The 11,654-nt window shown below is 71.4% G+C and carries 13 protein-coding genes and 1 pseudogene; 12 read left to right on the top strand and 2 right to left on the bottom strand.

Annotated elements, in window-relative coordinates; genetic code table 11:
- Window positions 1–8: 8 nt before the first annotated feature.
- Genes PUR53_RS25115 through PUR53_RS25125 form a run of 3 tightly spaced genes read left to right on the top strand, consistent with a single transcriptional unit; the run spans window position 9 to window position 2,202 of the window.
- Window positions 9–1,073 carry an aromatic ring-hydroxylating dioxygenase subunit alpha gene (locus tag PUR53_RS25115; RefSeq protein ID WP_239758812.1) on the top strand — a complete coding sequence of 355 codons (1,065 nt, stop codon included), beginning with the start codon at window positions 9–11 and terminating at the stop codon, window positions 1,071–1,073.
- Window positions 1,070–1,252 carry a hypothetical protein gene (locus PUR53_RS25120; protein WP_329902371.1) on the top strand — a complete coding sequence of 61 codons (183 nt, stop codon included), beginning with the start codon at window positions 1,070–1,072 and terminating at the stop codon, window positions 1,250–1,252. Before PUR53_RS25115 ends, PUR53_RS25120 begins: the two co-directional genes overlap by 4 nt.
- Window positions 1,249–2,202, top strand: coding sequence for a PDR/VanB family oxidoreductase (locus PUR53_RS25125; protein ID WP_329902372.1), 954 nt, complete (start codon window positions 1,249–1,251; stop codon window positions 2,200–2,202). The genes PUR53_RS25120 and PUR53_RS25125 overlap by 4 nt, the downstream gene beginning before the upstream one ends.
- A 181-nt stretch (window positions 2,203–2,383) precedes the next feature.
- On the opposite strand, the pseudogene PUR53_RS48275 reads toward PUR53_RS25125, so the two are convergent.
- Window positions 2,384–2,647: pseudogene (locus PUR53_RS48275) on the bottom strand (helix-turn-helix domain-containing protein); the annotation flags it as partial.
- A gap of 221 nt (window positions 2,648–2,868) precedes the next feature.
- On the opposite strand from PUR53_RS48275, the gene PUR53_RS25135 reads away from it, so the two are divergent.
- Genes PUR53_RS25135 through PUR53_RS25150 form a run of 4 tightly spaced genes read left to right on the top strand, consistent with a single transcriptional unit; the run spans window position 2,869 to window position 6,217 of the window.
- On the top strand, window positions 2,869–3,852 hold the full coding sequence (locus PUR53_RS25135) for an ABC transporter substrate-binding protein (RefSeq protein ID WP_329902374.1): 984 nt from the start codon (window positions 2,869–2,871) through the stop codon (window positions 3,850–3,852).
- Window positions 3,849–4,622, top strand: coding sequence for an ABC transporter permease (locus PUR53_RS25140; RefSeq protein ID WP_329909709.1), 774 nt, complete (start codon window positions 3,849–3,851; stop codon window positions 4,620–4,622). The genes PUR53_RS25135 and PUR53_RS25140 overlap by 4 nt, the downstream gene beginning before the upstream one ends.
- Window positions 4,619–5,395 (top strand): ABC transporter permease, encoded by a 777-nt coding sequence (locus tag PUR53_RS25145; protein WP_329902376.1) that lies wholly within the window; start codon window positions 4,619–4,621, stop codon window positions 5,393–5,395. The genes PUR53_RS25140 and PUR53_RS25145 overlap by 4 nt, the downstream gene beginning before the upstream one ends.
- Window positions 5,396–5,422: 27 nt before the next feature.
- Entirely contained in the window at window positions 5,423–6,217 is a 795-nt protein-coding gene (locus PUR53_RS25150; protein ID WP_329909710.1) for an ABC transporter ATP-binding protein, read from the top strand.
- 52 nt (window positions 6,218–6,269) lie between these two features.
- Here the strand turns inward: PUR53_RS25150 and PUR53_RS25155 are convergent, their stop codons facing one another.
- Window positions 6,270–6,953, bottom strand: a complete 684-nt coding sequence (locus tag PUR53_RS25155; protein ID WP_329902378.1) for an MmyB family transcriptional regulator — start codon at window positions 6,951–6,953, stop codon at window positions 6,270–6,272.
- Between the two features lie 274 nt (window positions 6,954–7,227).
- Here PUR53_RS25155 and PUR53_RS25160 point away from each other — a divergent pair, with 274 nt between their 5' ends.
- From PUR53_RS25160 to PUR53_RS25180, 5 genes are all read left to right on the top strand, one after another.
- The gene (locus PUR53_RS25160; RefSeq protein WP_045556747.1) at window positions 7,228–7,884 is read left to right on the top strand and encodes a helix-turn-helix domain-containing protein; all 657 of its coding nucleotides are present in this window, start codon (window positions 7,228–7,230) and stop codon (window positions 7,882–7,884) included.
- A 31-nt stretch (window positions 7,885–7,915) separates the two neighbouring features.
- Window positions 7,916–8,446, top strand: a complete 531-nt coding sequence (locus tag PUR53_RS25165; RefSeq protein ID WP_329902393.1) for a toxin-antitoxin system, toxin component — start codon at window positions 7,916–7,918, stop codon at window positions 8,444–8,446.
- Between the two features lie 45 nt (window positions 8,447–8,491).
- Entirely contained in the window at window positions 8,492–9,700 is a 1,209-nt protein-coding gene (locus PUR53_RS25170; protein ID WP_329902379.1) for an MAB_1171c family putative transporter, read from the top strand.
- Entirely contained in the window at window positions 9,684–11,108 is a 1,425-nt protein-coding gene (locus tag PUR53_RS25175) for an FAD-dependent monooxygenase (protein WP_329909711.1), read from the top strand. Before PUR53_RS25170 ends, PUR53_RS25175 begins: the two co-directional genes overlap by 17 nt.
- 120 nt (window positions 11,109–11,228) lie before the next feature.
- A complete protein-coding gene (locus PUR53_RS25180) occupies window positions 11,229–11,456 on the top strand; it encodes a hypothetical protein (RefSeq protein WP_329909713.1) in 228 nt (75 codons plus the stop codon).
- Window positions 11,457–11,654 lie beyond the last annotated feature (198 nt).

Genomic DNA, 11,654 nt, shown 5'->3' on the forward strand with positions numbered 1-11,654 from the left:
GGATCGCCATGCCTCACATGACCGCCTTCGCCAGGAATCAGTGGTACGTCGCCGCCTACGCCGAAGAGGTGGGGCGGGAGCTGCTGGGTCGGACGATCCTCGGTGAGCCGCTCGTGTTCTACCGGACGGAGGAGGAGGGGACGCCGGTCGCGCTGCACGACCGGTGTGTGCACCGCCGATACCCGCTCTCGAAGAGCGGGCTGGACGGGGACCGGATCGTGTGCGGCTACCACGGCTTCACGTACGACACGACGGGCGCCTGTGTGTACGTGCCGGGGCAGAAGCGGATCCCGCGGACGGCGCGGGTCGCCTCGTACCCGGTGGTGGAGCAGGACTCGCTGATCTGGGTGTGGATAGGCGACCCGGCGCTCGCCGACCCGCAGACCATCCCGCGTGCCAAGCACCTGGCCGCCCCCGGCTGGACGACCGTGCGCGGCATGGAGCCGATCGACGCCGACTACGGCCTCCTCGTCGACAACCTGCTCGACCTGTCCCACGAGACGTATCTGCACGGCGGCTACATCGGCACCCCCGAGGTCGCCGAGACGCCGATCACCACCGAGGTCGACGAGGGCGCGGGCGTGGTGCGGGTGAGCCGGCACATGGACGACGCGGAGTGCCCGCCGTTCTACGCGAAGTCGACCGGCATCGAGGGCCGGATCACCCGCTGGCAGGACATCGAGTACTTCGCGCCCTGCCTGTACCTGCTGCACAGCCGGATCGCCCCCGTGGGCGTGCTCCCCGAGGCGGACGGCAGCGACCCGAACGGCTTCCACACCGAGATCACCTACGCGATCACCCCGTCCACGGACGGCAAGGTGTACGACTTCTGGATGGTCTCCCGGGACTGGGCCACCGACGACGACGAGGTCACCGAGTTCCTCAAGGGCAACAACCACACGGTCGTCATGCAGGACGTCGTCGCGCTGAACCTGCTCCAGGAGACACTGGGCTCCGAGCGCACCGGCTACCAGGAGCTGAGCATCAACATCGACACCGGTGGTCTGGCCGCCCGCCGCATCCTCGCCCGGCTGGTCGAGCAGGGCGAGAAGCCGGTGGAGAAGGTCCAGTGAGCACGTCGCCCGGATTCAAGACCGGGGAGGTCTACCGCATCGACTGGCTGCCGGGCACGGACATCCTGCACGGCACCTGTCACTGCGGTCGCGAGCACACCGCGCAGGACCCCATCGAGATGTGGGAGTGGATGCTCGCCCACCCGCAAGGACACGAGCCGCAAGGAAACAGCACATGACCTCGTCCTCCACCTCGCCCGTCTACGAGGCCGAACTCGTCGTCGACAGCCGCGAGTTCGCCGCCGACGGCGTCCTCGCCCTCACCCTGCGGCATCCGCTGGGCGAGGAACTCCCGGCCTGGGAGCCGGGCGCGCACATCGATGTGCTGCTCGGGCCCGAGCTGGAGCGGCAGTACTCCCTGTGCGGCGACCCGGCGGACCGGCACACCTGGCGGATCGGGGTGCTGCGGGAGCCCGACGGGCGCGGCGGATCGGCGTACGTGCACACGGAATTGGCGCGGGGCGACAAGGTCCGGGTGCGCGGGCCGCGCAACAACTTCGCGCTGGAGCCCGTGCCCCGCTACCGCTTCGTGGCCGGCGGCATCGGCATCACGCCCATCCTGCCGATGCTGGCCGCCGCCGAGGCCGCCGGCGCGGAGTGGTCGCTGCTGTACGGCGGGCGCAGCCGTGAATCCATGGCGTTCCAGGAGGAGTTGGGCGCGTACGGGGACCGGGTGACGGTCGCCCCGCAGGACGAGACCGGGCTGCTCGACCTCGGGTCCGTGCTGGACGGGCTGCCCGAGGACACCCTTGTCTACTGCTGCGGTCCCGGACCGTTGCTCGACGCGGTCGAGGAGCGGTGCCCGGGCAGGGCGCTCCGGGTCGAGCGGTTCCGGCCGAAGGAGCAGGAGACCGGCCCGGACGGCGAGTTCGAGGTCGTGCTGGAGCGGACGGGGAAGACCGTCACGGTTCCCGTCGGGGTCTCCGTGCTCGACACCGTGCGGGCCGCCGGGGTCGAGGTGCTGTTCTCCTGCACGGAGGGCACCTGCGGGACGTGCGAGACGGATGTCCTGGAGGGCACCCCGGACCACCGTGACTCGGTGCTCAGCGAGGAGGAGCGCGCGGCCGGGGAGACCATGCTCATCTGTGTGTCCCGCTGCCAGGGGTCACGGCTGGTGCTCGACCTGTAGCGGCGGTGGCGGCGGGGCCGGGGCGCTCCGGCCGGGCCGGGGCGACGCCGGGGATCATGGCTCGCGCCCGGCCCGCGGCCGTTCCCGTCCCCCACAGGTCGGCCTCGATCCGGGCGACCGCAGCGAGCAGAGGGGGCAACAGGTCGCGGCGTACCGCCTCCACGGAGGTACGGCCGGCGTGGGAGCTGATTCGACGGTCGGCGGAGGTGAGGGTGCGCGGGGTCAGCCGGAAGAGCCGGCCGCCGGTGTGGACGTAGCCGAGGTCGACGAGGGTGAGCAGGAAGCGGCGGGTGGCGGCCCGGGGCAGCTCGCAGGTTCGGGCGACCTCGCTGAGCGTGAGGGCGGGATGCTCCGCGTCGAAGGCCCGGATGACCGCGAGTCCCCGCTCGAAGGACCGGACGAAGTGCGGTTCGCGGGCCGCGCCGAACCGGTGTCGATCGGGCATCGTTCCACCTCCGGGAAGCCGCTCGGACGAAGCCCGGCACCTGCGCTCCGCACGCACGGGGGTGCGCTCCGCGCACGCTTCAGCGACTGTCAACGCCCGTGCGCAGCAAGGCCATTGACCCGCAACCGACGGCGTTCTACCTTCCCGCTGAGCACTTCTGTGCGGTGTGCGCACAGCATGTCGAGGAAACCCGTCGTAGCGCGGTTCCATCAGGGGGAGTCATGCGTCGTCTGCTCATCGGCCTCGCGGCCGGCATCTTATTCACGGCCGCGACCGGCTGCGGTTCGTCCGACTCCGGTTCGAACGGCGGAGGTTCGGACGGCGGAGGTTCGGCGTCCGGCGGCACCACCACCCTCAAGCTCGGTGTCATCCCCATCATCGACGTCGCCCCCCTGTACCTGGGTGAGAAGAAGGGCTTCTACAGCGAGCGCGGGCTGAAGCTGGAGCCCACGCTCGCCCAGGGCGGGGCGGCGATCGTGCCCGGTGTCGTCTCCGGCCAGTTCGACTTCGGCTTCAGCAACATGACCTCCCTGCTGGTCGCCCGGTCCAAGAACGTGCCGGTCGAGGCCGTGGTGAACGGGGTCGCCTCCACCGGGAAGGCGGGCGCCGACTTCGCGGAGATCGCCGTGCCGAAGGGCAGCTCCCTGAAGTCCGCCAAGGACCTGGAGGGCAGGAAGGTCGCGGCGAACACCCTTGGCAACATCTGCGACACCTCGGTCAACGAGTCGGTCCGCAAGGACGGCGGTGACCCGTCGAAGGTCGAGTACGTGGAGATGCCCTTCGACCAGATGCCGGCCGCGCTGGCCAAGGGCCAGGTCGACGCGGCCTGTGTGGTGGAGCCCGCGCTCGCCACCATCAAGTCCCAGGGCGGCACGGTCCTCGCGTCGAACTTCGTCGACGTGTCCCCCGACCTGACCGTGGCCATGTACTTCACCTCCCAGGAGTACGCCCGGAAGAACCCGGAGTTGGTGAAGAAGTTCCAGGAGGCCACGGCCGAGTCGCTGGCGTACGCCGACGAACACCCCGACGAGGTAAGGGAGATCATCACCACGTACACGAAGATCCCCGAGAGCCTGCTGGAGACGGTCGTCCTGCCCCGCTGGCCCGCCGAGCCGGACCGGGCCTCGATCGAGCGGCTGGCCGAACTGGGGCAGCGGGACGGCCTGTTCGAGAAGGCCCCGGACCTGGACGAGCTGCTGCCGTGAGGGGTTCCCACGCCCTCCTCGGCGCGGCGGGCCTCGCGGGATTCCTCGCCCTGTGGGAGGCGGTCCCACGACTCGGTGTGGTCGAGGACGACTTCCTGCCGCCGGTCAGCCGGGTCGCGGGCGCGCTCGGCACCGAGTTCGCCGACGAGGCGTTCTGGTCGGCGCTCGGCGACACCCTCACCGGCTGGGCGGTGGGACTGCTGATCGCCGTCACGGCCGGGATCGTGGTGGGGGTCGTCATCGCCGTCGTGCCGTATCTGCGCGAGGCGACGTCCTCCACGATCGAGTTCCTGCGCCCGATCCCCTCGGTCGCCCTGATCCCCCTCGCGGTCCTGTTGTACGGCACCGAGCTGCGGTCGGTGCTGCTGCTGGTGGTCTACGCGTCCTTCTGGCAGATCCTGATCCAGACCCTGTACGGCGTCCAGGACGTCGACCCGGTCGCGGAGGAGACCGCCCGCTCCTACGGCCTCGGCACCTGGGCGCGGATCCGCCACGTGCTGTGGCCCACCGCCCTGCCGTACGTCATGACGGGCGTCCGGCTGGCCGCCGCCGTGGCCCTCATCCTCGCCGTGACCGCGGAACTGGTCATCGGCGCACCGGGGTTGGGGCAGCGCATCGCGGTCGCGCAGACCTCGCAGGCGGTGCCGGAGATGTACGCCCTGGTGGTGGTCACCGGGCTGCTGGGGCTGCTCATCAACGTGGGGGCGCGGACGGTGGAGCGGCGGGCGCTGGCCTGGCACCAGTCCGTGCGCGGGGAGGTGGCGGTGTGAGCCGTGTCCTGCTCCGGCTGCTGTTCGTCGTCGCCCTCCCCCTCGTCCTGGTCGCCGTGTGGTGGCTCGCGTCGGACGACAGCACCGATGTGTACTGGCCGCCGCTGCGCACGATCCTCGGCACCTTCCCGGACGTCTGGACGGCCGAGAGGCTGCGCGCCGACGTCCTGCCCAGCCTGCTGCGGCTGACCGCCGGTTACGCCCTGGCGGCGGTCGTCGGTGTGGCGCTCGGCACCGTCATCGGCTCCTACCGGCGGGTGCGGGCGGTCTGCGAACCGGTCCTGGAGTTCCTGCGGGCGGTGCCGCCGCCGGTGCTCGTCCCGGTCATCATGCTGTTCGCTGGCATCGGGGACACGATGAAGATCGCCGTGATCGCGAGCGGCTGCGTCTGGCCGGTCCTGCTCAACACGGTCGAGGGTGTGCGCGCGGTGGACTCGGTGATGGCGGAGACGGCCCGGTCGTACGGCATCACGGGCGCGGCGCGGCTGCGGCACGTCGTGCTGCGTTCGGCGAGCCCGCAGATCTTCGCGGGACTGCGCCAGGCGCTGTCCATCGGCATCATCCTCATGGTCATCAGCGAGATGACCGCGTCCAGCAACGGGCTGGGCCACTCCATCGTCCAGTTCCAGCGCGGTTTCGCGATCCCCGACATGTGGACCGGCATCCTCGTCCTCGGTCTGCTGGGGTTCGTGCTGTCCGTCGTCTTCCGGCTGGTCGAGCGGCGCGTGCTCGGCTGGTACCACGGTCTGCGCGCGTCCTCCCGGCGGTCGTAGTGGGAACTCGAGAAGGGGCGGCGGGCGATGCACGCCTTGCTTGACGTGGCGGGCCTGAAGAAGGTCTACGAGGGTTCCGGGCGGCGCGTGGAGGCGGTGCGGGACCTCACCTTCACCGTCGACCCGGGGGAACTGGTCTGTCTGGTGGGCCCGTCGGGCTGCGGCAAGACGACCCTGCTGAAGTGCGTGGCCGGGCTGCTGCGGCCGACGGCGGGTGAAGTCCGCCTGGGGGGACGGCCGGTGGAGGGGCCACCGCCGGGCATGGCGGTCGTCTTCCAGGAGTACGGGCGCAGCCTCTTCCCCTGGATGCGGGTCCGCGACAACGTCGAACTGCCGCTCAGGCAGAAGAAGTTCAGCCGGGAGCGACGGCGCGGGCTGGTCGACGACGCGCTCGCCTCGGTCGGTCTGTCCGACGCCGCGGGCGCGTACCCGTGGCAGCTGTCCGGCGGGATGCAGCAGCGCGTGGCCATCGCCCGCGCGCTGGCGTACGAGCCGGAGATCCTGCTGATGGACGAGCCGTTCGCGGCGGTCGACGCCCAGACCCGCGCCGAGCTGGAGGACCTCGTACGGGGTCTGTGGCGGGAGCGGGGCATCACGATCCTCTTCGTCACCCACGACATCGACGAGGCCGTCTACCTCGGCGAGCGCGTCCTGGTGCTCTCCGCCTCCCCCACGGTCGTCCAGGAGCGGCTGACGATCGATCTCCCCGCGGAGCGCGACCAGTTGCACACGCGCGTGGCTCCCCGCTTCGCGGAACTGCGCACCCATGTGTACGAGCAGATCCAGGCGGCCAAACGGGGGGTCGTCCTGGACAAGGGTTGACCTCCGGCGCCGTCGGCGACCTGAACGCCGGCGGCGCCGGAGGGGGTGTCCCTCACCTCTCGGGGGAGGGCACCACGCTGAGGTGGGTCGATGCGGCGCGGCGGGGGCGGCGGGTCCTGCGGCCGGGGTCGGTCGGGCGGCCCACCTCGCGCAGGACGAGGGTCATCCGGTGGTAGCCGAGGTCGCGGAGGGTGTCGGGGCTCTCGCCGACGACCCGGCAGAGGGTGGCGCCCCAGCGCGGATCGGGGTGGACCAGGGGGCGCACGGCGCCGTCGTGCCGGCCGGCGCCGGGGCCGACGGTGCGCAGCCAGTGCGGCAGTCCGTGGCGGTAGGCGGCGTCCATGATGGGGTCCTGGGCGATCTCGCGGCGGATGGACTGCAGGCCCCGGTCCTGGGGGTGGCGTTCCACGGCGGCGGCGAAGTGGGCGAGCATCGGCAGGCACCAGCTGGACTCGTGGTCACCGAGGACGGTGGCGGCGTCCGGGTGGAAGAGTACGAAGCGGAGGAAGTTGTCGTCCGGCATGGCGGTCGGGTGGGGTCCCACGCCGGTGAAGAGCGCCCGGAACGCGGCGTTGCTGAGGACGACGTCCCAGCGGTGGTCGAGGACGACGGACGGGAACAGGACGGAATCCAGCAGTACGGCGTAGTCCTGGAGGTAGGCCTGCGCTTCCTGGGCTTCGAGCGTGTCGGGGACGGGCCGCGGTACCGACCGCTGCCCTCCTGCCTGATATGCCATCGGGAGGTCACCCCTCTTGCCTATGCGGCCTTCACACGGCTCCTTGATCCTCCTGCCCTGGGCGGAGGCGTGTCAACTATCGTGGCATTTGGCGACGGTTGACGGCTGAATCTCGCCACAGTTGTGGCGAGACCTGGATGTGAGTTCGACCGAACCGCTAGTCTCCCCGCAGTTCACGGTGTACTTGCCGGGACCAGGGTCTCGCGCCAGGCTTGGATCCACGGATTCCGCAGTACCGCGAAATTGGCCTGAGAGAGACGTAGGAGATCTGTCGGTGACGGATGGCTTCGAGGTTCCGGACGCCGCGGCGACGGTTCTGCTGCCGGCCGTCGTGGCCCGTGTCACCGCGCTGGCGGACAAGTTGCGCGTGGGGCACGCAGAGGTCTTCGACACCCGGCGGCTCTCGGTGGCGTCGGGTGTGCCGGAGGCGGTCGTGAAGGCCCTGCTGAGCGGTCGGCGCGCCGGTGAGCCGGACGTCCAGGCCCGTTTCCTGCAACGCCTCGACCTGCTGCGACGCACCCGGCTCAAGCCCAACGGCCGCAAGTACACCCAGCAGGAGATCGCCGACGGCGCGGGCATGTCGCGCCAGCAGGCGGGTGCCCTGATCAACGGGGACCGGCGTCCCACGATGGAGCACTGCGACGCCATCCAGCGCTTCTTCAGAGTGCACGCCGGTTTCCTCACCGCCGAGGATCCCGAGGCGCTGGCGAGCGCCCTGATGCGAACCGAGCAGGAGCTCCTCCAACAGCTCGCCGACCGCGAGCGGGCGGCGGCCGAGGCCGCGGACGACCCTCTGCAGCGGCTGCTCCAGAACCACGGGGTGCGTTCCATCGCCTGGCGGGCGGCCCAGCTGCCCACCGACCAGCACCGCGACAAGGTCGCGGAGTGGTTGGACATGCTGCTGGAGAGCGTCAAGCGGCCCGAGTCCTGACCGGGGGAGATCTGTGGGCATCGGAAAGGAAATGCGCCGCCTGTGCGGCGAGTTGGTCGGCGAACTCACCCTGCCGGCACCGGCGGACCCCGCCGACCTCTACAGCGCCCTGTGCGACGCCATGAGCAGACGCCGCGGCCGCCCCGTCCACTACCGCACCGCCGTCTTCCCGCCCGGTACGGCCAGCGGGCTGTGGCTGGACATGGCCGAGCAGGACCTGGTCGTCATCGAGGAACGCACGGCCCCCGACCACCAGTTGGTGATCCTCGGCCACGAGTTGTGGCACATGCAGGCAGGGCACTGCGGTCAGCACGTGGACGGCGCCGCCGTCGCCGCGCGCTTATTGAGCCAGGACGCCGATCTGCGGGAGACCGTGCTGAGGGTCGCCGCCCGGACCCGGTTCGACCTGTCCGACGAGCAGGACGCCGAGAGCTTCGGACTGCTGCTGGCCAGCAAGTGCCGTACGTGGCTGGCCGGTTCGGCGCTGCGCGGGCCCGTGCGCCGCGATCACCTGGCGGGCCGTATCGGGGCCTCGCTCGGCTACCGCGGGCCGCAGGGCTGAGCGGCACCGGAACGCCGAGACTCCGAGACCGGGAACACCGAAGCCATGGACGGGTCCAGCTACTACATTCCGGCCGTCGCGATGACGATCGCCCTCGCCCTCAAGACCCCCGCGCTGCTGCGGAACTGGGGCGATCCCCTGATCAGATCCGTGTGCGCCCTGATGACGCTGGCCGCCCTGGTCTTCTGCTTCGCCGCGCCGCCGACGATCATCGAGCTCAACCGCGTCACCGGCGTCAGCAACGTCTCGGCCGCCGTCGTGTATCTGCTGCTGAGCGCGTTCAGCGGCTCCTGTCTGGTGCTGATCACCAACTGGCGGGGCGGCCCGGCGGAGACGACCCGTCGCCTTTCGCGCCGCTGGATCGCCGGGTACGGCGCGGTGTGCGCGGCGATCGTGGTGCTGTTCGTGCTCGGCGACGCCCCGGTGGAGCGGGTGCGGGACTTCGACACGTACTACGCCAACTCCCCGTTCCTGCGCGAGATGATCGTGCTGTACCTGACCGGGTTCATGGTCGCGGGCCTCGCGATGAACGTGATGTGCTGGCGGTGGGCGCTGCAGGTGCGCGGCTGGCTGCGCGCCGGGCTGCTGATCATCGCGTTCGGCTTCCTGCTCAACGTCCCGTTCGCGGCGGTCAAGCTGATCGCCGTGGTGGCCCGCTGGCAGGGCGGCGACGTGGACTATCTGAGCACGTACGTGGCGCCCGTGCTGTCGTCGGTCGGCGCGCAGGTCTGCGCGGTCGGGTTCTGTCTGCCGCTGGCGGGCGAGCGCCTCGGCGACTCCTGGACCATCTGGTCCATGTACCGCCGGCTCGGCCCGCTGTGGCGGGAGCTGCGCCCCGTCTGGGCCCAGGCCAGCCACGAGGTGCGGATCTCCTGGTGGGCGCCCGCGCGGCTGCAGATGACCCAGCGCGAGTCCGACATCCACGACGGCATGCTCAGCCTGTACCCGTACTTCGACTCGGCGGTGCGGGCCAAGGCCTACGACGCGGCCGTCGCGTCGGGCTCCGAGCCCGTCCAGGCGCGGGCCGAGGCCGACGCGGCGATGGTGACGGCGGCGGTGCGGGCGAAGGCGGACGACCCGGAGGGCCGGGTCATCAGTTCGGCCCCGGCCGACGTCACCGCCCCGCCGGCCGAGAACCCCCGTGATCTCGTACGGATGTCCATCGCCCTGCGTCAGTCACCCGTCGTAGCGGCCGCCCGCGAATGGGCCGCCGCGACCAGGTCAGGAAGCGACTTCCATGAGAGAACCCGTTAGCGGCCCGCACGACAGCGCGAGCACGACTGCCCGGCGTGCCGTCGTCGTCGGCGCGGGCCTGGCCGGCCTGCTGGCCGCCGCCGCGCTACGCGACTACGCCGACGTCACCGTCGTCGAACGTGACGCGCTGCCCGAGGGGCCGGAGCCCCGCAAGGGCGTGCCGCAGGCCCGGCACACCCATCTGCTCTGGTCCGGCGGGGCCCTGGCGATGGAGGAGTTGCTGCCGGGTGTCACCGACGCCTGGCTGGCGGCCGGCGCCCGGCGCATCCCGCTGCCGACCGGGCTGGTGTCCCTGTCGCCGCAGGGCTGGCTGCGTCGCTGGCCGGAGATGGAGTTCATGATCGCGTGCAGCCGCGATCTGCTGGAGTCGGTCGTCCGTGCCCGGCTCGTCGCCGACGACCGCGTCACCGTGCTGGACCGCACCGAGATCCTGGGCCTGGCGGGCGACGCCTCCCGGGTGACGGGGATCCGGGTCTCTTCCGCCGACGGTGAGGAGCGGGTGCTCACGGCCGATCTGGTGGTCGACGCCGCCGGGCGCGGTTCGCGGGGCACGGCCTGGCTCGACGCGCTCGGGGTGGCGCCCGCGCCCATGGAGGAGGTCGACTCCGGACTGGTGTACGCGAGCCGGATCTTCCGGGCCCCGGCGGGCACCGAGGAGTACCCGGTGGTGAATGTGCAGCCGGACGGGTCGCAACCGGTGCCGGGGCGCAGCGCGACGCTCGTGCCCATCGAGGACGGGCGCTGGCTGGTGACGCTGTCGGGCACCAGAGGGGGGCAACCGACCGCGCGCGCCGAGGAGTTCGAGCCGTTCGCGCGGGACGTCCGGCATCCGGTCGTGGGCGAGCTGATCTCCCGCGCCGAGCCCCTGACGGACGTCGTGGTCACCCGCAGCACGATCAACCGGCGGCGCTTCTTCGAGAAGGTGTCCGGCTGGCCCGACGGCTTCGTCTCGATCGGCGACTCGGTCGCCACGTACAACCCGATCTACGGCCACGGCATGTCGGTCGCCGCGCAGAGCGCCCTCGTGCTGCGGGAACGGGTCGCCGCGCTCGGCCTCACGGCGCCCGGGCTGGCGCGCCGGGTGCAGAGGGCCGTGGCGAAGCCGGTGTCCCTGGCCTGGGAGCTGGCCACCGGCACGGACATCCGGTACCCGGAGGCCATCGGCAAGCGGCCGAACGCGGCGCGGAGGCTCTTCGCGCGCTACGTGGAGCGGCTGATGCGGACCGCGCTGGGTCGGCCCCTGGTGTTCAGGCCGTATCTCGGCGTGGTCACCCTCACCGCGCCGATCGGCGCCCTCGTCCGGCCGGAAGTCGTCCTCGCCGTGCTGCGCGGTCCGGTCAAACCCCCTTTGACGGGACCCCCCCTGACGGAGCATGAGCGAAGGACGGTGCTGGGAGCGGGCTCCTAGGGCGACTTGCGCGCGCGGGAGAACAGCGTTGTCAGTGGTGGACGGCAAGCTGGGAGGGTGCCACCCGTATGCCGGGGCGGGCACGGAGTTTCGCCGATCCGACCAGGGGAGAGCCGTTCGATGCCGACCGCCGTACTGACCGACCGCGAACGCGCCGCCGTACAGGCCTATCTGCGGCTGCTGGGAACCGTACGAGCAGCGTTCGACGGACCGCCGGAGTCCCGCCGACCACCCGTGGTGCCGCCCGCCGCGCTAGCCGAGGCGGAGCGGGCGCTGGCGGCGGCGGGCCTCTCGGGCAACGAGCAGGAGTTCTTCGAGCTGCTGCGGAGCTGGTGCCCGGAGGCGTGAGCGCGCGAGCGTGGCGGTCCGCCGGGTGTCCTCCGGCGGGCCGTCGCCGGTTCCGGTCTAGGGGCAATGCCGTTGCTTTACGGGTCTGCTGGTTGGGGTCGTTTGATGCGGACAGCTCGGGTTCCGGTGAGGGTGGGCTGGGGCCATGTCAGGTGCTCAGCCCGCTTGAGCCAGTAGTTGGACATCTTGCGCTTGACG

It is taken from the genome of Streptomyces sp. SP18BB07 (genome assembly GCF_036322545.1).
Taxonomy (GTDB): Bacteria; Actinomycetota; Actinomycetes; order Streptomycetales; family Streptomycetaceae; genus Streptomyces; species Streptomyces deccanensis.